The following is a 25,109-nucleotide window of genomic DNA, read 5'->3' on the forward strand; positions in this document are numbered from 1 at the left end:
TTAAATGGCGGTTTCATTGGTCGATTACAATCATTTTAACAGTTTTAAACCCCATTTAACAAAATCGTAGGTTATTGCGGTCGGTACTATGGTTATTTTTAGAGACAACCATAAATTCAGTTTTCAATAAAAAACAAACCCATGAAAAAATGTTACCCAAAACTCGCATCATTATTTTCAATAATGGTCTTAGGTTTTACTACAAACGGTTTTAGTCAGTTAGATCTACCTCGGGGTAGTCAAATGGCGACCGTGTCACAGCGAATAGGTATCACTGATGTAGAAATCGTATACTCTAGACCTAGTGTCAACGACAGGGAAATATGGGGCGCCCTGGTACCCTATGGAATGAATAACTTTGGATTTGGCACAGCGAAGGAATCGCCATGGAGGGCAGGGGCCAATGAAAATACCATTTTCAGAACGACCCATGATATTGAAATAGGAGGTGAGAAATTGCAGGCTGGGACCTATGGACTTCATATGGTGGTCAACGAAAACAATACGGCTAAAGTCATTTTTTCGAAGAACCATGGGGCGTGGGGAAGCTATTTCTATGAACCATCGGAAGATGTACTTTCAGTAGACATTTCAACTACTGAAATTCCACATGTTGAGCAGTTAAGATATGAATTCAACGAAGTAGACGCTAGTTCCGCAATGGCATCATTGAATTGGGAAAAAAAACAGTTTCCATTTAAAATAGAGGTTCCGGTGACTGATATTGTTCTGACGGATATCCGTTCCAAAATGCAAAATCAAGAAGGATTCAACCGTCAAACTTGGGAACAAGCTGCCAATTATGCTTTGAACAATGGAGGGGATTTAGATGAAGCCATGGGCTGGATTGATGCCGCTATTTCGGGTCAATTCTTTAGCCAAAAGACCTTTAACAACATGGCTTTAAAAGCACAGATTTTAATGAAGCAGGGCAAAATGGATGAAGCGACTACCGTTATGGATGAAGCAATGCCCCTGGGTACGGTTTTTGACGTACATGGTTATGGTAGGCAACTAATTAACGCCGGACAAAAAGAGAAGGCTTTGGAAGTATTTCAATGGAATGCCAAAACCCATAAAAACCAATGGCCGGTAGATTATGGTTTGGCTAGGGGATATGCTGCGGTTGGTAACTATAAAGCAGCTATAAAACATATCAAAAAAGCCCAAAATAGAGCACCAGATGCTCAGAACCAAAATGCTATTGCCGCTAATTTAACCAAGCTCCAGGAGGGAATGGATATTAATTGATAGATACTACCTAATATAATTAGAAAGCTCCCAGTTCTCACTAGGAGCTTTTTCGTACCTCTTGACCGAAACAATTTTGAATTCAGACTGTTTTTGTATTGATTTGCAAAAAATGTTGAGTACTATGAAAAAACTCTTTTTATCGGTATGTTTTACTTCCTTTTTTATTTCATGCAGTTCAGATTCTTCTGAACCAGAGGCTGTCACTCAGCCTGATGACGAAATAGTGGTTGAAGAAGAGGAAGAAGACTCTTCTGAAGATGAAATGGAAGAAATTTCCCTTTTGGGGGATATTACCGTGTTAGGCAAAGAGCTTCAGGGCACAGGAAACTTGGCAAGAGAATTGTTATTGTACGATTCTTCATCTGAAATTGGAGAGCCACCTCTTGATATTTATTCAGATTTAGGTATTCTGGATTTAAGAGGTGAACGATTTATGGCAAATAAAGATGGGCTTTTGGTGTTAAATTCTGATTTCAATGTTGAACTTGGGGTGGATTTTAGGGTACCTTATTTCAAGAATTTTACTACAGGCGAAACGAAGAAAATTGAAGTTGATATTTCAAGCGCCGAAGTAGTCACCATTGAATTCAGTAAAGATTTTCTTTACGTTCTGGTTGTGGACGAATCAACCAGAGACCCCAATGACTTTTTGGCCGAATATAGTTTGTGGGAAATCAATATATCAACAGAAGAAAAACGAGAATTAAAAATAGATAGATTTCGTGGCGGAACCTTTACCGATTTAGTATTGAGAAAATTTGGTCAAACCATCTACATTTTTTGGACCGAAAATTCAACCGATGTAAATGCCAGAACATCTTTCCACGTAATAGACCTTGAAAATTTTGAAATTTTGGGGGCGAATACGGAGATGGTGGCAGACAACTATAATCTGGTCGGAGATGAACTTGGTAATTGTTATATATTCGGAGCGCTAAATTACAGATATGATATTTCTTCAAATATCTTGGAATCAATTGAAGTTCCGGGTTCTACAACTTTTTTGAAACAAGATTTAAGTTCTGCCGAAATTCAACAGACTATTTTCGGGGAAAACTATTATTTTGCTGCTATTGGTCCACAACCGGGACCTCTATTCAGTCCGGCAATTTATAATCTTAGAACCGGTCAAGTATCTTTTCTTAATATAAACGAAGAGATAACGCAGTTTGAAGGGGATGAAATAGCTTGGAGGGCCTCTCCACAAAGTTTTGTGGTAGACGTTGAGAACAACATTTTCTTGGTAGGAGTCTCTGGCATAGCAGATGCTTCTGTTGGTAATAAGTCTTTTGCATTGTTCGCGGTTGATTTTGGGGGTAATGTTTTGGAAAAAAAGCAAATTCCAATTCAGCCGATTCAATTGTTAAAATAAATATTTAACTTTTAGTAACCTTATATCATGAAAAAACCATTTCTTCTAGTCACTATTGCTCTCTTCATAGCCTGTAGTTCGGATTCTTCAGAACCACAGGTAGTTAGCCCACCAGATGATGAAGTTGTTGTTGAGGAAGAACTAGAAGGAGAGGAGATGGAGGAGGGAGAAGAATCTTTTACATTTCCATTTTCAATTACGGTTGTACTTAAAGATTTTTCTAATCCTGCTGTACAAGAGGGAGAGTTTCTATCAATAGATTTTATGCAAAATAGTACTAATGCATCTTCAATTATAAACTTGACTTCATTGGCCAATCTGGACCTAAAAGCTTTCGCCTTTGAAAATGGACAGGATAATATTTTAATTTTTGCTCAGGGTACAAATTTTGAAGAAAGAGAATTCGTGACGTATAATCTCAACACGGGGGAGGTTTTTTCCGTGTTACGATCAGATTTATTATCGCCGGAAGAAAACTGTTTTTTTACTGGAACCCATTTTGCAGCGAATTCTGATAGTGTATTGTTCTTTAATTATGATTTATGTGAGACACCTGATGATATCATTCCGATTACAAGGAACAAGGCTGCCAATGAAAATCAAATATTTCCCAAGATAGAAGGAGCTACTATGGGGGACTCTTTTAATCTACTTTGGGCTACTGACAATCATTACTTTTTTCATTTCAATAATTTAAATGAAGGGAATGAAGGTCAGTCTATCGATAGGGATGGTTTGATAGTTTACAATGCTAGGTCTAATGAAATTCTCTATGACAATATAAATGGAGAGCGAAAAATTCCCCTTGTCGATAATCAAAAAATGATAGTCAGAAGGAATTCCAATTTTTTAGATTTAGTTGATTTGGAAAGTGGACAAACCCTATTCTCCAATGAAGTTTCAAACTTTGAAGGTTTAATTATAGGTGATCGAATTGGTAAAGCTTACATTTACGAGAATAAAGTAGGTTTCATGATTTTCAATTTTGAAGAATTAGAAGTTTTTCCTGGAGTCTATGATTTTCAGACCAATAGTTCCATTAGCTTTGACTCTGATGTCTACCGAGAATATTTCAGAGATAATGGTATTACCGCTCCAAATCCATTTCGACAACCAAAGGAACATATATTCGATTTGAAATCAGAGACTTTTGCTGTTCTCTATCATGGATTTATCGAAGGTCCTTTTCTTGAAGACAATCCGGATTTTATTGGTTTGGTCTATATGAATTTTGATGGCGAAATTCTTTACGAATATGAATTTGAAAGAAGACCTTGGCTTGAACAAATAGTGGTTAGGCGATAATCAATACCCTTGAATGGCCCTCTCTTTTATTAATTGAACGAGTAGTAATCCAAAAAAATCATCTATTCTCTACAAATCTGTCCGAAGAATATAAACATCACCAAGTTGGGTATAGGTGAAAATGCTAAATAGAAGTTCTTCGTAATCTAGGGGTTCAGAAGAATTGAATTGTTCTACTCTAAATATACCTCTGGTATTAAAATCTACAAGACTTAAACTTTGTTCGTTGGCATAATTAATAAATTCATCAGGAAAAACGAACGTTTCAAAAGGCATTTCATAATTTTCTGTATACTTATCCGTAAAGGACCAAGCCATTGAAATATCTGGATTATCGCCTAGAATAAAAGATAAAGTGAACTTGTCAAGCTCTCCACTCATGTTAATGGTATTACCAGAACGGACAGCCGTCCAATCAGGCAATGTAATATCTTTAAACCCTAAAGTTGATACTTCAAGTCTTCGCCTATCATCAAGATTTAATAATAAACTGTTTCTTAAAATTTGAAATTCATCAATTACCGGAACTTCGACAGTATTATTTATATTTTCAAAATTTAAGTCATAGATATAACGAAAATCATTATTTACAAATGCTTCGTTATCAGAAAATCCAAATGTCCGAACAAGATAAGAAGTTGTAGAACTTGGAATATTTACATACTCAGTGGTAGCTGGAATCTTGAAGTCTTGAAAGGAAAACGTTGAATTTGATGGGTTTTGAATAAAAAGATATTTATAATCTTCAATTGAAATCTGCTCTTCTTCAGGATCAATAAAAAAGCCAGAGGGATAAATAATAGCGTTTCTAACGGTTTGGGACTGCTGAAAGCGAAAAAAAAGCTGAGCTGTATATTCAGAATTTTGACTAACAATATTATGTGAAGTTGCACCATGATTGAACCCTGCTCCAAAAAGGGAATTTGCTAATTTTTCCGTAGTGATGCCAGTAATATCCAAAACAATCCCATTGTCCAAATATGGGCTCGTATCTACGGTATTTTCAGTGCGTAAACCTGCTGCTTCTTGAAATCCAACTAAATTAGTACCAGGTTGGATATTTGCAATTGATTCTAAACTAGCCTTGTTGATTGATTGAGGTTGCATTTCATAGGAGGTAACAACAATTGGCTGTACAGTAAAGTTATCATTGGCATATAGTTTTACAATCTCTAAAGGTCTATTGACCGGAGCAAAGGCCACCAGATCTCCATCCATGGTATTTACAGAAAAGAATAATTGGGAATCTGATGGTACAAGAGGTGCCGCTATTGATACAAGTAACTTGTTGACTTCAAAGGTTTGGGTTTGTTCACTTTGATTGCCTTCTGAATCAGATGAAACTATGGAAAGGGTGTTTTCCCCATTGGGAAAATCAAAAGGATTTATTTCAAATGAAAAGGACTTTTGGTTACTTTTTAAAATCTCTCGGGCATTAATTAGAACGGAAGTACTTACCGTATTGGATTCATCTTGAATTGAAATATTTAATGTTGTGGCAACTTCTATTCCGTTTTCTAGTTCCTCTTGAAGATCAACTATAGAGAGAACAGGTGGGGTTGTATCCACTTCTTCGCTGGTTTCTTCGGGTTGTATAGTATTGTCTTCATTATTGCAACCTAATATTAAAAGAGAAATTATGGCTAACGTAAGTAGTTTATGAATCATATTTTTTACAAGGTGTTAAATTTAACGAGGTTTTATTTAGATTACTTTGAGGTTTGGCACCAAAGTTTAACTAATATAACCCCAAATAGCCTTATCCTTGACCAGATTGGTATATGCTTTTCGAATACTCAAATGTTCGGATTTTTCCATTTTAGGGTCCACTTTCAACAATTGTATGGCATAATACCGTACGGATTTTAGAATTTTATTGTCTTTTACGATATCGGCAATTTTGTAAACCCTTCCTCATGTATAAAGACCCCATCAAACTACAGCGTAGTGGTCAACGTATATACATCCACTGGAGCTGCATTATAGGGCCGAGGTATTCCATTTTGTCTGTCAAATAATAACTCCTCATATTTTAAGTTTCCTGTAGAACCAATAAGCTCTATATTTTCTCTGTCTGGGGTCTTAATTGATTCTAGATCATACTGGCTAATCTCTGCGAGCGACTCGATTATTTCAGGAAATTCAAAAGACTCAATATTAAGTTTGACTTCATCTTGTTTTTCATGAAAATATTCCCAACTTACTAGTCTATCCCCGCTTGGTGATGTTTTTGAGAAAGATAGTTTGAATAAATCGAAATCTCCTGTCAAAAAAATTGATTCTTGACTCTTTTGAGCATTCCAATTAGGAATTTCGATACTTTTTTCGCCAACAACTGAAGCACTCATACGACTATATCCATTAATGGAAAAACTAATATTACTTATGATAAGATTAAAATCATCTACAATAGGTATTTCAATGGCTCCGTTGACCACGTTTTCTAATGACGAAGTATACATTGATGAATAATTCTGGTTATGATACGCTGTTTCATCCTTATACCCACTTACTTCTATAAAATACGGTTCTACATTATTAGGCAACTGGATTTCACCTATTTTATCCAGTGAACGAAATTGTGAATAAGAAATGGACTGTCCGTTAGGGTCGTTTACGAACAAATATTTATAATCGTTCATAGTTATTTTTTCAAAATCGGGACCTAGTGATGAATTTGTTGTATGAATGAGTATATTGTTTAGGGTACTGTTACTTGAACCACGACCTCGGAGATTACCTGTAAATCCATTTGTTTGCTCCATGACATTGCCGATTGAAACACCAACAAAATCAGTTAAACCAATTCCACTTCCCCCAGAGAGTGAACGAGCAATTCTCTCAGATTCAATTTCTTCAACACTAAATGAAAAATAGTCGTAGTCCTGACCTGGTCGAAAGGTGTTTTCGGTCCAGGATCTTGCATTGTCTTGAAATTTAACCAAGTCGGTGCCAGGTGTGATGCTAGCGATGGATTTTATCTCAGAAATGACCAGATTATTTTCTCCGAGCATCACATAAGATGTGACAACTATAGGTTGTTCGGTAAAATCATCATCTGCATATAATTTTACAATTTCGAAATCCCTAAATACCTCTACGGTTGTGATTAACTCACCGGTCATTTTATTTGCAGAAATGAATACCCTACCATTATCTATTAAGTATGGAGAGGCAATACTAGCTAACAATTTATTGACTTCAAAAGTTTGGTTTTCTTCACTTTGATTGCCTTCCGAATCTTTTGCAATGATGGAAAGGGTGTTTTCCCCATTTGGATAATCAAAAGGATTTAACTCAAATGAAAATGTTTTTTCTTTAGTATTCAATATTTCTGACTGATTTACGAAAACTAAAATTTCTTCTATGTCAGAGGCTTCTTGAATAGAAATATCAATGGTAGTAGCGACCTCTAAATCTAACTCTAAACCAGTAATTGTAGGTATTGGTGCCGTGGTGTCAACTTCTCCCACAGTATCATCTGGCAAATTGGTTTGTTCGCTCTCTTCTGAATCACATCCATTTATTATTAAGAACAGAAAAGGAAGCAAAAGTAGTTTTCTATACATTTTACGAAAGATTGGTTTAAATTTTTAACGCTAAATTTATTTTTTTATTCTAAGAAACTAAATTACGAAATTTAATACCTAGCTAATATACCCCCAAATAGCTTTATCTTTGACCAGATTGGCATATGCTTTTCGAATACTCAAATGTTCGGATTTTTCCATTTTAGGGTCCACTTTCAACAATTGTATGGCATAATACCGTGCGGATTTTAGAATCTGGTTATCCTTTACAATATCTGCAATCTTAAGGTTCAATAGGCCGCTTTGTTGGGTACCCATTAAATCGCCAGGTCCGCGAAGTTTTAAATCTACTTCGGCGATTTCAAAACCATCATTGGTGCGAACCATGGTTTCCAATCGGGTTTTACTGTCGTTTGACAATTTGTACCCTGTCATCAATATACAGAAACTTTGTTCTGCCCCACGACCTACGCGGCCCCGTAATTGATGCAGTTGTGATAGTCCGAAACGTTCTGCACTTTCTATAATCATCACAGAGGCGTTAGGTACGTTAACACCAACTTCTATGACCGTAGTGGCCACCATGATTTGGGTTTCCCCACGAACAAAACGCTCCATTTCATAGTCCTTATCCTGTGGTTTCATTTGGCCGTGTACGATGGAGATTTGATAATCGGGTAGGGGAAATTCACGGGCAATACTTTCATAACCGTCCATTAGGTCTTTGTAGTCCAAAGCTTCAGACTCTTGAATTAATGGATATACTATATAAACTTGACGTCCTTTTTTAATCTCATCTTTAATAAACCGAAATACCTTCAACCGATTGGCATCATACCGATGTACTGTTTTAATGGGTTTTCTCCCTGGAGGAAGCTCATCAATCACCGAAATGTCCAAATCACCATATAAACTCATGGCCAATGTTCGTGGAATTGGGGTTGCCGTCATTACTAGTATATGTGGGGGTAAGTTGTTTTTATGCCATAGTTTAGAACGCTGTGCTACCCCAAAACGGTGTTGTTCATCAATAACGGCCAAGCCTAGGTTCTTGAACTGTACCTTATCCTCCAAAACGGCATGGGTACCCACTAAAATATGGAGTGTTCCGTTTTCTAGTTGTTCATGGATGGGTTTACGGGCAGATTTTTTCACGGAACCCGTAAGTAATTCAATCGAAACATCCATGTCTTTCAAAAGTTCCTTTAAGCTGGTATAGTGCTGATTGGCCAAGATTTCGGTTGGTGCCATCAAACATGCTTGAAAACCATTATCTATGGCCAATAGCATACACATTAATGCCACAATGGTCTTGCCAGAACCTACATCACCTTGCAGTAATCGATTCATCTGGGCACTGCTCCCTAAATCGTTTCGAATTTCTTTCATTACCCGTTTTTGGGCCCTAGTCAGTTCAAAGGGGAGGTGATTTTGAAAAAAAGCATTGAATTTTTCACCTACTTGATCAAAAGGCAGCCCTTTGATTTTATGCTTACGGATGACTTTTTTGTTCAAAAGTTGCAATTGCACAAAAAAGAGTTCTTCAAACTTCAGCCGAAACTGTGCTTTGGCCAATAATTCTTGACTTTTTGGGAAATGGATATTCAGAAGCGCATCAGCCTTAGATACCAGTTTAAGATCCGCGATAAGGTTTTCTGAAAGCGTTTCATCAAAATTTGCCTTGGTTTCCATAAAGAGTTGTTGTATCAATTTTGATACGACCCTATTGGTAATGCCCGAGTTGCTCAATTTCTCTGTGGAGGGATAAATGGGTTGCATGCTCACTTTCAATCCGGCCTGATGTTGTTGTAGCAACTCCATTTCTGGATGGGGCATCGAAAAAGTACTGCCATAGCGGTTGATGCGTCCAAAAATGACGTAAGGTTCGTTTAATTTCAAGTTTTCACGAATCCATTTCTGACCCCTGAACCAAACGAGCTCTAGTTGCCCGGTATCATCGATAAAAGTGGCGACCAAACGTTTGCCACGCTTTTGTTCAACCGTTTTCAAGTGAATGATCTTGCCCAGTATTTGAACATCGGCACCACTATCTTTCAATTGGTTGATTTTGTAATACTGGGTTTTATCCAAGTACCGGTTTGGATATAGTTGTAATAAATCACCATAGGTTTCTATTCCTAGTTCAGTTTTAAGGATTTCAGCACGGTTCGGACCTACTCCTTTAAGATAGACTACAGGTGTTTGTAGAAAATTGGGATTCATCAGACTAAAATATGTAATTTGGATTGACTTTTACTACTTTGCTTTTATGAGGTTGATTCTGTTTGTATTTCTTATTTTTTCCACTTTTCCGCTTTTTGCCCAACAGCAACTTGCCTTAGACTTTACCAATGTTAATGTTGAAGTCTTTCCTATGCCCACCACAAAGGAAATTATAGGGCGAGGAGTATATACTTTTAATTTAAATCATAATACCGATTCAGTTTTTATTGATGCGATAGCAATGACTTTCACTGATATAACCCTAAATGGTAAAAGAATAGAACATAAGAATGATGGTAAAAGATTAGGGTTTAAAGCACCTGATGAATTAGGTGCACATAAGCTTTATCTGTCTTATAGTTGCACGCCTAAGCAAACTGTCTATTTCATGGGTTGGGATGATAAGGTTAAAGGAAATGAACAAATTTGGACCCAAGGCCAAGGTAAATACACAAGTCATTGGTTGCCCAGTTTTGATAACATGAATGAGAAAATTGAGATTGATTTAATTCTTACAATAGATAGACAATTATCAGCGATTGCAAATGGAAAGCTAATTGGAGGAAGTGAATATCCCCCTGAAGAGAAGTTTTCTTGGTCCTTTGATATGCAAAAGCCCATGAGCAGTTATTTAGCGGCTTTTGTTGTCGGAAATTTTGATAAGAAAGTAATTAAATCCTCCTCTGGGGTTCCTATTGAACTGTATTATGAACCCAAAGACAGTTTGAAAGTAGAACCTACGTACCGCTATACCAAAGAAATCTTTGATTTTTTGGAAGGGGAAATCGGTGTTTCCTATCCATGGCAAAATTACAAACAAGTACCCGTTCAGGATTTTTTGTACGCGGGAATGGAAAACACGGCTTGTACTATCTTTTCCAATCAATATGTAATTGATTCAACGGCTTTTGTAGATAAGAATTATGTCAACGTCAACGCCCATGAACTTGCCCATCAATGGTTTGGTAATTTGGTTACTGAGGCAAGTGGCGACCATCACTGGCTGCATGAGGGTTTTGCGACGTATTATGCCTATCTCGCAGAAAAAGAGCTATTTGGTAATGAACATTTTTACTGGAAGTTGTTTGACGTTGCCAGAACTTTACGAAAGAGGTCAGAGCGGGGAGAGGGTGAGGCTTTAGTTGACCCGAAGTCCGATAGCCTTACTTTTTATGAAAAAGGAGCTTGGGCATTGGTCATGCTTAGGGAAATCATCGGGGATTCATATTTTTCATTGGGAATACGGGCTTATTTGACGAAACATCAATTTTCAAATGCCACCGTTGATAATCTTATAGTTGAGATGGAATCCGCTTCAGGAATACAACTAGATCAATACCGAAAAACATGGTTGGAATCCGAAACATTTCCGTGGGAACAGACGATAACTTATTTGGGTTCTAAATCGAAATCCATCAAACTATTCAATGACATGCAGGTCCAAAATACGGACAGTGCCGCATTTAATGAAAAAAAACTAATGTCGCTATGGAGCGATGAAATGCCCAAAGCATTCAAGCGTAATTTTTTATTTGAGTATGGACTTCGAATTTCAGATTCCACCTTGGTTACGATTATTAAAGGGGAAAGCCTAGCGATTCGGCAAGCAATCGCCCTTACGATTCCTGAAGTGGGCATTGGTTTAAAAACAGCTTTCGAGCAAATGCTTATGGATGCCAGTTATGTGACCCAAGAAAGCGTTCTTTTCAAACTCTGGAGCGCATTTCCTGCCGATAGAAAGACCTATTTAGACAAACTTAATGGGGTTATAGGCCTACCCAATAAGAACGTTCGCTTATTGTGGTTGACTTTAGCCTTGTTAACACAAGACTATAACCTAGGGGAAAAACGAAGTTATTATGATGAGTTTAATGGGTATACCAATCTCAGCGAACATTTTGAGGTGCGGCAATTGGCTTTTCAATATCTTTATCGTATTAATGCCTTCAATGATGCTTCACTGTTAAGCCTTGTAAGGGCTTCGACGCATGATGTCTGGCAATTTAAAAAGTCTTCTAGAAATTTAATTCGACAAATGGGCGAAAGTAGCGACTATAAAACACGACTGTTAGATATATCCGATTCTCTAACCATGAAGCAAAAAGATGCTTTGCTAAAACTATTGACACCATGAGGGCGCTTGTGATTTCTGGAGGGGGCAGTAAAGGGGCTTTTGCTGGGGGTGTCGCCCAATTCCTTATTGAACAAGCTGGTCATAAGTACGATATTTTTATAGGCACCTCTACCGGAAGCCTGTTGATATCGCATTTGGCATTGAATAAGATTGATAAGATTCGGGATATTTATTCTTCGGTAAACCAAAGTAGTATTTTCAATAGTTGTCCATTTATGGTCAAGAAAAAACATGGTGTCGACATTATTTCAATGAACCATTGGAAAATCATTAGAAATTTCATTAGGGGCAAACGAACATTCGGTGAAAGTGAGAACCTTCGTGATCTGATTTACGACAGTATCACCCGTGACGAGTTTGAAACGCTGAAAAACGGCCCGATTGATATTGTAGTAACGGTGTCGAACCTTTCCCTTAATCATGTGGAATACAAATCCATCAATGAGTGTACTTATGAAGAGTTCTGTGATTGGATATGGATCTCATCAAACTATACCCCATTTATGAGCTTGGCCAAAAAGAATGGTTGCGAATATGCCGATGGGGGATTAGGAAGTCTGGTGCCCATAGAAGAGGCCATACATCGGGGCGCAACGGAAGTGGATGTTGTGGTTTTGCGTACCGAGGTCACCTATTACAACCGAATGCCATCACGAAATCCTTTTGAATTGCTGACCAATATGTTCAGTTTTGTTCTAGATCGAATTGAAAATCAAAATATTAGGATCGGTAAATTGGCCGCCACGCAGCACGATGCCATAATCAACTTATATTATACGCCAGTGGTATTGACGACCAATTCATTGATATTCGATAAAGAAAAAATGACATTATGGTGGAAAAAGGGGTATTTGTACGCTAAAAACAAAAACGTGGAAAGCATGCCCATTGAACCGGAACTTCAGGAGTAGTAAATACAAACCCAAGCTCAAGAGTCAAATACAAGCTCAAACTCAAGAGTCAAATTCAAGCTCAAGCTCAAGAGTCAAGTTCAAACTCAAGCTCTGGAGTCAAGTTAAAATTGAAAAACATCCAGTTTTTATATGTAGGAACGTTGGAAGTAGGAGTAAGGCCCTATCGTCTAGTCAAGAGGCTTGTTACCATAATTCCCCAATCTCTTTTTTGACAAAAGATAGTGCGGTATTTGATGGCGATTGTTTGTCTATGGTCTGATTTAAGATATCTTCCCTTAGTTTATCAGCGGAATCGGTTTCACTCATCGCTGCAGAGCGAATAATCTGTATGGTAGCACTTTTGGCTGCTTTTATGATATTCCAGCATTCATCCGTCATATATATTTGTTGCGATAAGTTGTGATCGAATTCATTCTCTACTTGTTTGATAAGCAGGTTCTCATATTTTGATTTATCCTGACCTTGTGGTGCAACACGAACGACCAAGTTGTTTATTGAAATACGTTCTAAAAATAACGCCATTCGTTCATAGGCCTGCAACCTGATTGGCAAGGTTTCTTTTTGTGAATCCTTGTGTAACAGAAAACGTCTCCTACCTTCTTCATTTCTGGTATGTAACCTAAAAAAATAAAAAGCAATAGCACCTGTAACCACAGAGGGTAATAAATAGGCAAACAATTGAAAAATTTGATCTCCGCTCATCGTGTGTTTTGGTTTGGACTAAAAACGTTAGTAAAAAGAAAAAATTATAGCTGTTATCATATAATTTTGACTATTAAGAAGCGTTTTTGAAAAATGTATCTTCACCGATTGGAATTATCAATATGTTTGTAAAATAAATTTTGAATATGTTTATAAAAGTTAGATGGTTAGTTTTCGTGTATTTACTGGCTTCATGCAGTCAAGGAGATAATCAGGAAGATCCGAATCCAACAGACGAAAACCCTGACACTATAGATATTCAAGAACCTACAGTCTCAATTGATGGTTTGAACGCTGTAGTTGAAGTTAATAGCAATTTGACCATTTCTGTTAGTGATGAGTCCGCCACCACCACACAAATACTTTTGGATGGAGAAGAACTTTTTTCAACTTCAGACACCCAATTTGAGTTTACATTGAGCCCCTATAAATTTCCTGTTGGAAATGCGGTTTTAAAAATCATATCAACGGATAATCAAAATAATAGTTTTACCGAAGAATATCCACTTGAATTTAAACACTTGATCATGCAGTTTGAATTTGGAGCTGATGAACAGGCTGATAAAGACGGCACATGGGTGTTTTTTAATGATTTAAATGGTAAGCTAATACAGTATTTTAAGCCCGTCATAGGAGTAAATAAAATTTACACGGATTCAATCATTAACGAAGACCAAGTCTATTATACCATTACACAATATGATACTGATGGTGGCAATGTGATTCATAATTTGGTTAATACATCTTATTTGTTAAATCTAGGGCAATTCCGCAGGCAAACAGTTCAATCTGAGGCTTTTTCTCCAAACGGTAAGGTCAAATTTGAAATACAAACCATTGATCCTGTAAGTAATTTTTCAAAGTATTTTGCTAGAGGAACAAATTATTTGGTTAACAGTATTGGAGGTTTTGAATCCACTGAAATACTAGGTATTGATTTTGAATACCCCGAGACCATCTTTGTATGCGCTAATGAAATAGGTAAAAAAGAGGATTATTTATACACAACGATAAATCCCGAACAATCCTCTACAGAAATATCGGTGCCGTTAGATGAAAACAATTTTTCCCCAATGGATGATTTTATAAGCCAATCGGCGCCAGCGTTTGATAATGGAACATTTAGATTTGATCGTTGGGGATATGAAACTGAAATTGATTTGATGAACGATGTCAGTCATAGTATTTATAGTATAGGTCTGGATAATTCTTCAGAATACTTGGATTTACCTATTTTGAACGGCTTAGAATTCTATAAAAATAGAGTTAGATATTCTTTAAATGGTAGAACCTTTATCAATGAGCAATTTGGAAATTCATTGAACCTAAATGCTCCAAATTGGGATATGATTGATTTCGGTGTGATAGAAGGATTTTTTTATCTAGAGTCAAATGGGAACGAAGGAGTTGATTATTACCTAATTCGAAGTTCCAAAAGTAGTGGTCCCATAAATTTCACAGAACCTTCCAAGAGATTCATATGGGTTCATAGAACTTTTGATAATATTAATGGTCGTAATACTACTCCATTTTTGGAATTCCCACCGCAAATCACGGAAGATCTTAATGATACTTTTTATTCTCCTGATGGGTTGTCAATTGAATATGCCGTAGCTGTGAATTTTGAGAATATCGACAGATTTTCTCAAATTGCAGATTATTTTGCACTTGGAAATTTGAATCTGCAAACAGAAGAAAAGGGATTTAAATCACTCAGGTTTCCCATATCAGTATCTTCATCGGATAAAAAAGAATCCAAATTGAATAAAAAGGAACTGCTTGAATCTAAATATTGACTATATTACAATTATTTGAATTCCTTTTTCACCATTTCGTAAAATTCGCCGTGGTCGGGTCCGATCTTTATATTTATTCCCTCTTTGAAATTACCATCCTTAACCACTGTATTTATTTTTTCAGGTTGTAGGCCATCCGTTTTAATAAGTTCATTGACGATAGCCGATGTTTGGTTCAAAGTAATTTCAAACTCTCCAGTAATATTAAGGCCTTCAACGGTTATGGCCCTATTGGGGTATGTTTTGATGACTTCTGCTATTTTGGCGGTCCACGCAATCCCCGTTTCTGAAAGTTTTGATTCAGAATCGGAACCGAAAAGTTCTGCCAAGCTGTTTGAGATGACAACAACACCATTGCTAACACCCATTTTGGCCTCAGCACCCAAACTTTGTCTAATTTGGGTAAAAGTGGCTATCGCCAGGGAATCGTTTTTTGAGAACGTGTCGGTAATGACTTTTAATTGGTCTTCTTTCTTTTTTAAGCTGGTCAATGCGCTATTGACCGACGCGGTATTTTGTTTTGAAATCTTTGAGAAACTGGTCAGGTTTTGCAAGAGCGTCGCATTGGCATCCTTAAGGTCAAGATTCTCTTTGGCCAAAACTTCCGCTCTGGAATTTGAAGCGTTGATTTGACGATTGGCCACTGATACCGAATCGTTCAATGCCGAAATAGTAGTTTCCAATTCGCTGATTTTGGCAATTAACTCGCTCTTTTTTTGTGCATGTAGCGAAAAAGCCATAAAAACCAATACAATAAGAAAAGTAGAAATTTTTGTCATAGTTCATTAATTGGGTTTACCACCTAAATAGATACAGTCGTGTAGTTCTTTCATCGATTCAAAAGCAACTGGCGTCTTTTCATAGCCGTAAACGGTCTTTAAATCGCTGCTAAGGTAATCATCATCTACGTTAACTTGAATATCATTCATGGTAAATTGACAGGGATGTTGATAACCTGCGGCGTGGGTTACCTCAAGAAACTCTTTTTGAAAGGTTTTGAAATATTGCGCCAAACGATTTGATTTTAAGGAAACATCAATACCGGCCTGTAGCCATTTACTTTGTGTAGCCACGCCCGCCGGACATCGATTCGTATGGCAAACCTGTGCTTGAATACAACCGATGCTCATCATCGCCTCACGGGCTACATTAATGCAATCTACCCCCATTGCGAAAGCCATCGCGGCTTTTGCCGGAAAACCGAGTTTACCACTGCCAATAAAAACAACCCTACCGCAAAGACCTTTATCTTGAAATAACTTGTAGATAGTTGCAAAGCCATAGACCCATGGTAGGGACACATGATCGGCAAAACTTGGGGGAGCGGCACCTGTACCACCCTCACCACCATCAATAGTGATGAAATCAGGGCCCTTACCCGTTTTCTTCATTAAATCGGTCAATTCATCCCATTGGTCCAATTTGCCGATTGCAGCTTTTATACCAACTGGAAGTCCTGTTTCGTCCGCAATACGTTCAATCAGTTGCAACAACTCGGGTATGGAATCAAACGCCTTATGGGTCGCAGGTGAAAGCACGTCTTTTCCAATTTCAACGCCTCTGATTTCCGCAATTTCCCTTGATATCTTCGATCCTGGTAGAACACCGCCCTTACCAGGTTTGGCGCCCTGTGAAAGCTTTATTTCAATAGCCTTTATACATGGATTTTCATCGACCAATATTTTCATCTTTTCAATTGAAAAGTTCCCATCTTTAGATCTTACCCCAAAATAACCCGTGCCAAAGTGAAAGACCACATCGCCCCCTTTTTTGTGATAAGGTGAAAGTCCGCCTTCTCCGGTATTATGATATGCCCCAGCCTTTGCAACCCCTTTGTTCATTGCTTCTACTGCCGCGGCTGACAGTGAACCAAAGCTCATCGCAGAAACATTGATTACGGAAGCAGGTCGAAAAGGTTTCTTTCGTTTATTATAGGCTCCAATAACCTTTGCGCAAGCCAGAAAATAGGGATCTTCGAAGTTTGGATGCCCCTCTGATACCTGATATCCTATCATGGCATTTTTTACGAAAATATGCTGATGGGCATAAATATCACGGTCCGTACCAAAGCCTTCGTAATTGTTTTCCTTCTTTGCCGATGCATATATCCAACCCCGTTCTATACGGTTGAAAGGGAGTTCTTCGCGATTGTTCGCAACAAAATATTGCCGCATTTCCGGACCAATACTTTCCAACCAGTAACGAAGGTGTCCCACCACGGGGAAGTTATGGTTTATCGTATGTGACCGTTGCAAAAAAACATCCCTAATCGCTACGAGAAGTATGAAGGTTACGATCCATAGCCACCAAGGTACATTGCCTAGAAAATCAGTGATATTTTCCATGTAGGTAATTCAATCTCAGCTATTGTCCGTTATTTAGGTAATCCAATGTCAATTCGGTCATCGCTTTAACCCCCAACTGCATTCCGGCATCATCAATTAGAAAATCAGGGGTATGATGTGGAAATGACTCGGTATTACCAGGTGTCATACCACCCAGAAAGAAAAAGAAACCGGGCACATCGCGTTGAAAATAAGAAAAGTCCTCAGCACCGGTAATGGCCTTTGCCGTAACAACGTTAGTGTCGCCAGCTACCCTTTGCAAAGTGGGTAGCATTCGTGTGACTAAAGCAGGGTCATTATAAGTGATATCGGTGGCATCCTTTATTTCACAGGTTGCCGTACCTCCATAAGCCTTTGCAATGGTCTCGACCATTTCAACCATTCTTCTGTTGAGCTTATCTTTCATATCATAGTCCAAGGTGCGTATGGTACCTATCATTTCAGCACTTTCGGGTATAATGTTGAATCGCACGCCGCTCTTTATCTTACCAACTGTAATCACCGCAGCTTCGTTGGTTAATTCCGTTTCACGACTGATAATGGTCTGCAAGCCATCAATAATTTTCGCACTGATCAAAATTGGGTCAACTCCCGACCAAGGTTGTGAGCCATGACTTTGTTTCCCTTTTACCTTGATGGTAAAACTCTGTGCCGCGGCCATGGTGCCCCCTGACTTGTAGCGAATCATCCCTACTGGGGTTTGTGAATTGATATGCAACCCAAAAATGGCATCTACATCGGGGTTCTTTAATACCCCCTCTTTGACCATCAATAACGCACCACCCTCTTCACCTGGTGGCGGACCTTCCTCAGCAGGTTGAAAAATGAACTTCACCGTACCATTGATCTTATCTTTATTCTTAGAGAGTACTTCGGCAACCCCCATAAGAATAGCGGTATGGGTATCATGTCCGCATGCGTGCATGACGCCAACCTTTTCCCCTAAAAACTCAGAGGTCACCGTTGACTTGAACGGTAAATCGTTTCTTTCGGTTACCGGTAGTGCATCGATATCGGCGCGAAGGGCGACTACTTTGCCGGCTTTGTCCCCCTTTAAGACTCCAACGACACCTGTATGGGCAACACCCGTCTGTACTTCAATGCCTAGGGATTTGAGATGCTTTGCAATTTTCTCGGCGGTCTTGAATTCACGATTACCCAATTCAGGATTCTGATGGATATCATGCCGCCATTCAATGACCTTATCCTCTATTGCTGCATAATCTTTCTCAAGGTTCGGACCCTGGGCAAATAGCCCTGTGGTAAACAGACCTATCGCTAATACTACTACATATTTCATAAGCTTTGGATTTAAAATTTTATAAGACGATAACCGTCATTTTGAAGTTGGATCAAGGCTGTCATTGCAGATAGGGATAGTTGTACCCCTGGTATGGTTTCTTCAATAGGAAAATTTCTGGAAATTGAAGATTGTCCGCAGAAAATGAATTCGACCCCGGCATCCATTAATTGGACTATCATTTCTGAATTCGGATTTGCGACCCCGTACCTGTCTTTATAGGCTTCATTTGTACTAATATCTTTTGATGCTTTGTTATGCACCACTAAAGCCACTTTCATATTTTCTTTTGCGACACCTTTCTGTGCGTGCATATTTAAAAAACGTGCGGCGGTCTCAATGCTCGCATTACGCTGGCCCAAATCTTCAGGGGTGTTCATAATATCAAAGACCACTTTGAATTCGGTATCGGCATGTATTTGGTAATCAGTATTTTCAATAGTCCAAACCTTTCCAAAATCCTTGATTATAGGTCCGGTTTTTTTTTCTTGACCAAAAAGCATGGTGGAAATACCGGCGACTAAAATGAATGGTAGTAATCTTAACATAAGGGATAAATATATTCAAAATCCGAAGAAATACAATTCACTGTTTAAAAGTATTTGCAGCTTCGTTTTATCCATAGCATTAGATTAGCTACTTTCACATTTAGAGGAGTTCTAAAGTAAGTTTCGATGTCGTACATAGATGAGCTTAATGAGGCCCAAAGGGCCCCTGTTTTGCATAAAGATGGCCCCTTGATGGTCATTGCGGGAGCAGGTTCGGGTAAAACAAGGGTACTTACCTATCGTATTGCCCACTTAATGGACCAAGGTGTTGATTCCTTTAATATTTTGGCATTGACCTTTACCAATAAAGCGGCACGTGAAATGAAAAAGCGAATTGCCGATATCGTTGGTAATTCAGAGGCTAAAAACCTTTGGATGGGTACCTTTCATTCTGTTTTTGCCAAATTACTGCGCTTTGATGGGGATAAGTTAGGGTACCCGAGCAACTTTACCATCTATGATACGCAAGATTCACAACGTCTTATCGCTTCCATTATCAAAGAAATGGGATTGGACAAGGATATCTATAAATACAAACAAATCCAAAATCGAATATCTTCATATAAGAATAGTCTTATAACGGTGAAGGCCTACTTTCAGAACCCAGAGTTGATGGAGGCTGATGCTATGGCTAAGCGTCCGAGGTTAGGGGAAATCTATCAGAATTACGTAGATCGCTGTTTTAAGGCTGGTGCTATGGATTTTGATGATTTATTATTGCGTACCAATGAATTATTGACCCGTTTCCCAGAGGTTTTGATGAAGTACCAGAATCGTTTTCGGTACATTTTGGTCGATGAGTATCAAGATACCAACCACTCTCAATATCTCATCGTAAAGGCTTTGGCAGACCGCTATCAAAATATTTGCGTGGTAGGTGATGATGCCCAAAGTATTTACTCTTTTCGTGGTGCCAATATTAGTAACATCCTCAATTTTCAACGTGACTATGATGATGTGGCGATGTATCGGTTAGAACAGAATTATCGTTCTACCAAGAATATCGTTAATGCCGCTAACTCTATCATTGCCAATAATAAGAATCAACTGGAGAAAGAGGTTTGGACAGCCAATGATGATGGTGATTTGATAAAGATACACCGCAGCGAAACCGATGCGGAAGAGGGAAGGTATGTAGCTTCCTCCATATTTGAAAATCGAATGCAGCATCAAATGTCGAACGGTGCATTTGCGGTACTGTATCGAACCAACTCACAATCCCGTGCCATTGAGGATGCGTTACGTAAACGTGATATTCCCTATCGCATCTATGGCGGGTTATCATTTTATCAACGAAAAGAGATAAAAGATGTTTTGGCCTATTTACGATTGGTCATCAACCCCAAAGATGAGGAAGCCCTGAAAAGGGTCATCAATTTTCCGACAAGGGGAATTGGCCAGACCTCGGTTGATAAATTGACCGTTGCCGCTAATCATTACGGTCGCTCCATTTTTGAGGTAATGGATAACCTATCAAAAATCGACTTGAAGATCAATGCAGGGACAAAGCGAAAACTTGAGGATTTTGTTACCATGATCAAGAGTTTTCAAATCATGAATGAAGGCTCAGATGCCTTCACCCTGGCCGAACATGTTGCCAAAAAAACCGGACTGTTACTGGAATTCAAAAAGGATGGGACTCCTGAGGGTATCGGTAAGATGGAAAATATCGAGGAATTGCTCAATGGGATAAAAGACTTTGTTGAAGGGCAGAAAGAATTGGCGGATGCCACCGGTAGTTTAACCGAGTTTTTAGAAGATGTAGCCTTGGCTACCGATTTGGATAAGGATACCGGTGATGATGATAGGGTCGCGCTGATGACCATACATTTGGCGAAGGGATTGGAGTTTCCGTATGTCTATATTGTCGGCATGGAAGAAGACCTTTTTCCCTCGGCAATGAGTATGAACACCAGAAGTGAATTGGAGGAGGAGCGAAGGTTGTTCTATGTGGCCTTGACCAGGGCAGAAAAGCAGGCCTATCTAACGTATACCCAAAACCGCTATCGTTGGGGAAAATTGATTGATGCCGAACCGAGCCGTTTTCTTGAGGAAATAGCGGAACAGTATGTTGAAAACCTGACACCGGTGAACGACGGATACCGATATAAATCAATGCTTGATGCCAATATTTTCGGTGATGTCGATAAATCAAAACTACGGCAAATAAAACCTAAAAATGGAACGCCACCAGCAGTTGGCACCCCTAATGAAACCCAGTTGCGAAAGCTCCGAAAATTAAAACCCACATTGTCCAATCCTTCAAAAAACACCAATACTGTTGATTCAAATTTAACCGAAGGCGTTTTGGTCAACCATACCCGATTCGGAAAAGGAACGGTTTTGAAGATCGAGGGTGCCGGTAATGATAAGAAAGCTGAAATTCGTTTTGAGCGCGGTGACGTAAAGAAATTGTTATTGCGTTTCGCCAAACTAGAGGTACTAACATAAAATAGCAAAGCATTTGCTTGGCACAATTTAGATATGGCCGAATTCATCAGAATATATGAGGATAATCCGAATCAAGCACAAATTGACAAGGTCGTCAAAGTGCTTCGTAATGGAGGACTGATCATTTATCCTACGGATACGGTTTATGGTTTGGGTTGTGATATTACCAATTCAAAGGCCTTGGAAAAAATAGCCCGTATAAAAGGAATCAAGTTAGCCAAGGCCAACTGGTCATTCATTTGTTATGATTTGAGCAATTTATCAGACTATGTCCGCCAAATCGATACGAGTACTTTTAAAATTTTAAAGCGTTCACTTCCTGGGCCTTATACCTTTATTTTGCCTGGTAACACGAATTTACCGAAAGACTTTAAAAAAAGGAAGACCGTTGGTATTCGCGTTCCAGATAATACCATTGCCAGAATGTTGGTCAAAACATTGGGAAATCCTATCGTATCTACCTCAATTCGCGATGATGATGATGTTTTGGAATATACCACCGATCCTGAATTGATTTTTGAAAAATGGCAGAATTTGGTCGATGTGGTCGTTGATGGGGGTTATGGGGATAATGTTGCCTCAACGATAATTGATCTATCTGATTTCGAGCCAGAAATCATTCGTGAAGGAAAGGGAACTACAGACATTCTATGGTAGTGGTAAAGATGGCCATAGTAAACTACCTCGGGGGAAGCCTGCGAGGCATTCATAGGAAACAAACGTTTAATTTTGAGGCAAGCCTCGGAGTATTATGCCCTTTGGCGGTGCCAATAAAAAAAGCGGCTCGAAGGCCGCTTTTTCCTATTCATTTAACAATATAGACTTATTTGTTGATTGCTGGATCCTTCATTCCTTCTTCGATCATGCTATAGAATTGATCGATTTTTGGTAGCACAACGATACGGGTCCTTCTGTTTTTAGACTTATCGGTTGCAGACACCGGTATGAATTCCGCCCTACCGGCAGCCGTCATCCTTTTTGGATCTACACCATAATCGTTCTGTAATATCCTAACGATTGAAGTCGCCCTTTTCGCACTAAGGTCCCAGTTGTCCAATAAGACACCTTTTCGGTAAGGAACATCATCGGTATGACCTTCAACCATAAATTCGAAATCAGGCTTGTTGTTGACCACCTTGGCTACTTTACCCAAAACTTCTTTGGCAGCAGCGGTAACATTGTAACTTCCACTTCTAAACAATAACTTATCAGAGATGGAGACGAATACCACACCTTTCTCTACACTGACCTCGATATCATCATCGTCAAGGTTGCCAAGAACACCCTTTAAGCTTTGAACCAATGAAAGGTTTACAGAGTCCCTTCGGGTAACGGCATCTTGTAGTCTTCGAATCGTCAAATCCTTTTCTTGAATACTTTCCAAAGATTTTTCAAGGTTTTCAGCGCCTTTAGCACTTAGTTCGGTCAAGTTGCCCATATTATCAATAAGCACTTGGTTATTCGCTTTTAAAAACTTCACTTGATCCCTAAGTGATTGGGCTTCTGAGGTCGCCGTGGATTTTTCTTCTAAACACTCGTTCAATTTAACCGTGGCCGAGTTCAATAAATCTTGTGCTTCTTTATGCTTTGCCTCAAGTTCGGCATATTTCTTTTGAGATACACATGAGGTTAACAATACAGCAGCACCTAAGGTTCCTAAAATTAATTTCTTCATAAGTGGTTTTATTTTATTATTTAATTTCGTTGTTTTTAACATTTGTCAAAATTAGGATAATTGGAAATCAGCGGTATTCTAACTTCGTTAATCTTTTACTAAAATGTTAAAATTCTTCACTTCATTTACGAAGTGAGACCACACAATGGATTTCGTGATATAGTATTTTGGCATAAATTTATTTTTTTCACGCTTTTCAAGTAGTTCAAAAAAATGGGCGTAAAAACTCAAATGTGCCCTTAAAATCGCAAAACTGTGCTTGACCCTTAATTGTGTCACAAAGCGTACTGCCGCCACTCCGTCAAGTAGTAGACGAATAAAGACAAGGGGTAACGATCGGTGCAATGGTAGGTTCTTGGTAATGGAATACAAAGAATTCCTAAAATTCAAGAAGGTCTTGTTCGGATTGGAATTTTTCAAGGTAAAACCACCCAAATGGTATACTTTACTGTGGCCAATATAAAATACTTTTAATCCTTTGTTTTGTGCACGCCAACATAGATCAATTTCCTCTTGATGGGCAAAATAATCGGCATCGAACCCATTCAATTTAGAAAAAACGGACTTTCTTACGAACATACATGCACCGGTTGCCCAGAAAACCTCGGTGATATCATCATACTGACCCTTATCTTTCTCAATTGCTTGAAATATTCTTCCCCTGCAAAAGGGATAGCCAAACTTATCAATAAAACCACCACCAGCACCGGCATACTCAAAATGGTCACGCTTTTTTAAATCCAATATCTTAGGTTGGGCAATGGCAACGTCCGCATTGTCTTTGAAGACCCTTAAAATGGGTTTTGTCCAATCAGGGGTTACTTCAACATCGGAATTGAGCAGGCAAAAAATATCAGCATCGATGGTCTTTAGACCTTCATTGTATCCACCTGCGAAACCAAGATTCTGTTTGTTTTGAACAATGACCACCTCTGGAAAGCGATCTTGAAGTATTTGTACCGAATCGTCAGTTGAGGCATTGTCAATAACGTAGACTTTTGCATCATTGGAGTTTTTCAATACCAAAGGAACATAATCTTTCAGTAATTGTGCCCCGTTCCAGTTCAATATGACAATCGCTAGTCTCAAAACGGATGCAAATTAACGGTTAAAATCAGGAATTTCCTTGAGAAAATGATACTTTTCCGCTTTGGCGTCCATATGGCAATAATAGTGCGACATACCATTGGTTACCATTAGAAAACTTGATTTCACATCTCGATTGTAGATTGCTATTTGGTCAAAAACATGTTGATGTATCGTAATATCAGGAGCCTTACATTCTACAAGGATCCGAACGCTTCCATCTGAATTAAAAACAATGATGTCATATCTTTTTCTCAATCCATTGATCAATAATTGTTTTTCAACATTGATGAGGCTTAACGGATAGCCCTTGGTTTCATTTAAGAAACGAACAACGTGCTGTCGCACCCATTCTTCTGGTTGTAAGATGACAAACTTTTTACGTACAATATCAAAAATAGAGCTACTATTTTCGGTATTTTTAAACCGAAAATGATAGTGCGGAAAGTTGAGCTTCTGCATAGCGCAAATTTG

20 protein-coding genes are annotated in these 25,109 nt (G+C 38.5%); 8 read left to right on the top strand and 12 right to left on the bottom strand.

Features of this window, described 5'->3' with window-relative positions:
* Positions 1-141: 141 nt before the first annotated feature.
* The 3 genes from AACM45_RS02240 (at position 142) to AACM45_RS02250 (ending at position 3,931) form a co-directional block, all read left to right on the top strand.
* Entirely contained in the window at positions 142-1,251 is a 1,110-nt protein-coding gene (locus AACM45_RS02240) for a DUF2911 domain-containing protein (protein WP_339140435.1), read from the top strand.
* A gap of 124 nt (positions 1,252-1,375) precedes the next feature.
* Positions 1,376-2,626: a hypothetical protein gene (locus AACM45_RS02245; RefSeq protein WP_339140436.1), complete on the top strand. Its 1,251-nt coding sequence runs from the start codon at positions 1,376-1,378 to the stop codon at positions 2,624-2,626.
* Between the two features lie 27 nt (positions 2,627-2,653).
* Entirely contained in the window at positions 2,654-3,931 is a 1,278-nt protein-coding gene (locus tag AACM45_RS02250) for a hypothetical protein (RefSeq protein WP_339140437.1), read from the top strand.
* Between the two features lie 69 nt (positions 3,932-4,000).
* On the opposite strand, the gene AACM45_RS02255 is transcribed toward AACM45_RS02250, so the two are convergent.
* The 4 genes from AACM45_RS02255 to recG form a co-directional block, all read right to left on the bottom strand.
* Positions 4,001-5,599, bottom strand: a complete 1,599-nt coding sequence (locus tag AACM45_RS02255) for a hypothetical protein (protein WP_339140438.1) — start codon at positions 5,597-5,599, stop codon at positions 4,001-4,003.
* Positions 5,600-5,665: 66 nt separating this feature from the next.
* The gene (locus tag AACM45_RS02260) at positions 5,666-5,830 is read right to left on the bottom strand and encodes a hypothetical protein (protein WP_339141182.1); all 165 of its coding nucleotides are present in this window, start codon (positions 5,828-5,830) and stop codon (positions 5,666-5,668) included.
* A gap of 38 nt (positions 5,831-5,868) precedes the next feature.
* The gene (locus tag AACM45_RS02265; RefSeq protein ID WP_339140439.1) at positions 5,869-7,500 is read right to left on the bottom strand and encodes a hypothetical protein; all 1,632 of its coding nucleotides are present in this window, start codon (positions 7,498-7,500) and stop codon (positions 5,869-5,871) included.
* A 78-nt stretch (positions 7,501-7,578) separates the two neighbouring features.
* The gene (recG, locus tag AACM45_RS02270; RefSeq protein WP_339140440.1) at positions 7,579-9,684 is read right to left on the bottom strand and encodes an ATP-dependent DNA helicase RecG; all 2,106 of its coding nucleotides are present in this window, start codon (positions 9,682-9,684) and stop codon (positions 7,579-7,581) included.
* 46 nt (positions 9,685-9,730) lie between these two features.
* On the opposite strand from recG, the gene AACM45_RS02275 reads away from it, so the two are divergent.
* Both AACM45_RS02275 and AACM45_RS02280 read left to right on the top strand, forming a co-directional pair.
* Positions 9,731-11,818, top strand: coding sequence for a M1 family metallopeptidase (locus tag AACM45_RS02275; protein WP_339140441.1), 2,088 nt, complete (start codon positions 9,731-9,733; stop codon positions 11,816-11,818).
* A complete protein-coding gene (locus tag AACM45_RS02280; protein WP_339140442.1) occupies positions 11,815-12,729 on the top strand; it encodes a patatin-like phospholipase family protein in 915 nt (304 codons plus the stop codon). The genes AACM45_RS02275 and AACM45_RS02280 overlap by 4 nt, the downstream gene beginning before the upstream one ends.
* 186 nt (positions 12,730-12,915) lie before the next feature.
* On the opposite strand, the gene AACM45_RS02285 is transcribed toward AACM45_RS02280, so the two are convergent.
* Positions 12,916-13,434 (bottom strand): DUF7935 family protein, encoded by a 519-nt coding sequence (locus AACM45_RS02285; protein ID WP_339140443.1) that lies wholly within the window; start codon positions 13,432-13,434, stop codon positions 12,916-12,918.
* 146 nt (positions 13,435-13,580) lie between these two features.
* Between AACM45_RS02285 and AACM45_RS02290 the strand changes: the two genes are divergently transcribed.
* A complete protein-coding gene (locus AACM45_RS02290) occupies positions 13,581-15,230 on the top strand; it encodes a hypothetical protein (RefSeq protein WP_339140444.1) in 1,650 nt (549 codons plus the stop codon).
* 11 nt (positions 15,231-15,241) lie between these two features.
* Here the strand turns inward: AACM45_RS02290 and AACM45_RS02295 are convergent, their stop codons facing one another.
* From AACM45_RS02295 to AACM45_RS02310, 4 genes are read right to left on the bottom strand one after another with little or no spacing between them, the layout of a single operon-like run.
* Positions 15,242-16,009, bottom strand: a complete 768-nt coding sequence (locus tag AACM45_RS02295; RefSeq protein WP_339140445.1) for a hypothetical protein — start codon at positions 16,007-16,009, stop codon at positions 15,242-15,244.
* Positions 16,010-16,015: 6 nt separating this feature from the next.
* On the bottom strand, positions 16,016-17,575 hold the full coding sequence (locus AACM45_RS02300) for an FMN-binding glutamate synthase family protein (RefSeq protein ID WP_339140446.1): 1,560 nt from the start codon (positions 17,573-17,575) through the stop codon (positions 16,016-16,018).
* A 19-nt stretch (positions 17,576-17,594) separates the two neighbouring features.
* Positions 17,595-18,875, bottom strand: coding sequence for an amidohydrolase (locus tag AACM45_RS02305; RefSeq protein ID WP_339140447.1), 1,281 nt, complete (start codon positions 18,873-18,875; stop codon positions 17,595-17,597).
* Between the two features lie 11 nt (positions 18,876-18,886).
* Positions 18,887-19,423, bottom strand: a complete 537-nt coding sequence (locus AACM45_RS02310; RefSeq protein WP_339140448.1) for a DsrE family protein — start codon at positions 19,421-19,423, stop codon at positions 18,887-18,889.
* Between the two features lie 126 nt (positions 19,424-19,549).
* On the opposite strand from AACM45_RS02310, the gene AACM45_RS02315 reads away from it, so the two are divergent.
* Entirely contained in the window at positions 19,550-21,874 is a 2,325-nt protein-coding gene (locus AACM45_RS02315) for an ATP-dependent helicase (RefSeq protein ID WP_339140449.1), read from the top strand.
* 33 nt (positions 21,875-21,907) lie between these two features.
* The gene (locus AACM45_RS02320; protein ID WP_339140450.1) at positions 21,908-22,531 is read left to right on the top strand and encodes an L-threonylcarbamoyladenylate synthase; all 624 of its coding nucleotides are present in this window, start codon (positions 21,908-21,910) and stop codon (positions 22,529-22,531) included.
* A gap of 166 nt (positions 22,532-22,697) precedes the next feature.
* Here the strand turns inward: AACM45_RS02320 and AACM45_RS02325 are convergent, their stop codons facing one another.
* From AACM45_RS02325 to AACM45_RS02335, 3 genes are all read right to left on the bottom strand, one after another.
* Complete coding sequence (locus AACM45_RS02325) at positions 22,698-23,549, bottom strand: OmpA/MotB family protein (protein WP_339140451.1); 852 nt, start codon at positions 23,547-23,549, stop codon at positions 22,698-22,700.
* Between the two features lie 87 nt (positions 23,550-23,636).
* A complete protein-coding gene (locus AACM45_RS02330) occupies positions 23,637-24,638 on the bottom strand; it encodes a glycosyltransferase family 2 protein (protein WP_339140452.1) in 1,002 nt (333 codons plus the stop codon).
* A 12-nt stretch (positions 24,639-24,650) separates the two neighbouring features.
* A complete protein-coding gene (locus AACM45_RS02335) occupies positions 24,651-25,097 on the bottom strand; it encodes a type I restriction enzyme HsdR N-terminal domain-containing protein (RefSeq protein ID WP_339140453.1) in 447 nt (148 codons plus the stop codon).
* Positions 25,098-25,109 lie beyond the last annotated feature (12 nt).

This window comes from Croceitalea sp. MTPC5, from assembly GCF_036985505.1.
GTDB lineage: Bacteria > Bacteroidota > Bacteroidia > Flavobacteriales > Flavobacteriaceae > Croceitalea.

Excerpts from the sequence above, each read along its gene's own strand:
- AACM45_RS02240 (WP_339140435.1), top strand. The coding sequence starts at position 142 with ATGAAAAAATGTTACCCAAAACTCGCATCATTATTTTCAATAATGGTC.
- AACM45_RS02245 (WP_339140436.1), top strand. The coding sequence starts at position 1,376 with ATGAAAAAACTCTTTTTATCGGTATGTTTTACTTCCTTTTTTATTTCA.
- AACM45_RS02250 (WP_339140437.1), top strand. The coding sequence starts at position 2,654 with ATGAAAAAACCATTTCTTCTAGTCACTATTGCTCTCTTCATAGCCTGT.
- AACM45_RS02255 (WP_339140438.1), bottom strand. The coding sequence starts at position 5,599 with ATGATTCATAAACTACTTACGTTAGCCATAATTTCTCTTTTAATATTA.
- AACM45_RS02265 (WP_339140439.1), bottom strand. The coding sequence starts at position 7,500 with ATGTATAGAAAACTACTTTTGCTTCCTTTTCTGTTCTTAATAATAAAT.
- recG (WP_339140440.1), bottom strand. The coding sequence starts at position 9,684 with ATGAATCCCAATTTTCTACAAACACCTGTAGTCTATCTTAAAGGAGTA.
- AACM45_RS02275 (WP_339140441.1), top strand. The coding sequence starts at position 9,731 with ATGAGGTTGATTCTGTTTGTATTTCTTATTTTTTCCACTTTTCCGCTT.
- AACM45_RS02280 (WP_339140442.1), top strand. The coding sequence starts at position 11,815 with ATGAGGGCGCTTGTGATTTCTGGAGGGGGCAGTAAAGGGGCTTTTGCT.
- AACM45_RS02285 (WP_339140443.1), bottom strand. The coding sequence starts at position 13,434 with ATGAGCGGAGATCAAATTTTTCAATTGTTTGCCTATTTATTACCCTCT.
- AACM45_RS02290 (WP_339140444.1), top strand. The coding sequence starts at position 13,581 with ATGTTTATAAAAGTTAGATGGTTAGTTTTCGTGTATTTACTGGCTTCA.
- AACM45_RS02295 (WP_339140445.1), bottom strand. The coding sequence starts at position 16,009 with ATGACAAAAATTTCTACTTTTCTTATTGTATTGGTTTTTATGGCTTTT.
- AACM45_RS02300 (WP_339140446.1), bottom strand. The coding sequence starts at position 17,575 with ATGGAAAATATCACTGATTTTCTAGGCAATGTACCTTGGTGGCTATGG.
- AACM45_RS02305 (WP_339140447.1), bottom strand. The coding sequence starts at position 18,875 with ATGAAATATGTAGTAGTATTAGCGATAGGTCTGTTTACCACAGGGCTA.
- AACM45_RS02310 (WP_339140448.1), bottom strand. The coding sequence starts at position 19,423 with ATGTTAAGATTACTACCATTCATTTTAGTCGCCGGTATTTCCACCATG.
- AACM45_RS02315 (WP_339140449.1), top strand. The coding sequence starts at position 19,550 with ATGTCGTACATAGATGAGCTTAATGAGGCCCAAAGGGCCCCTGTTTTG.
- AACM45_RS02320 (WP_339140450.1), top strand. The coding sequence starts at position 21,908 with ATGGCCGAATTCATCAGAATATATGAGGATAATCCGAATCAAGCACAA.
- AACM45_RS02325 (WP_339140451.1), bottom strand. The coding sequence starts at position 23,549 with ATGAAGAAATTAATTTTAGGAACCTTAGGTGCTGCTGTATTGTTAACC.
- AACM45_RS02335 (WP_339140453.1), bottom strand. The coding sequence starts at position 25,097 with ATGCAGAAGCTCAACTTTCCGCACTATCATTTTCGGTTTAAAAATACC.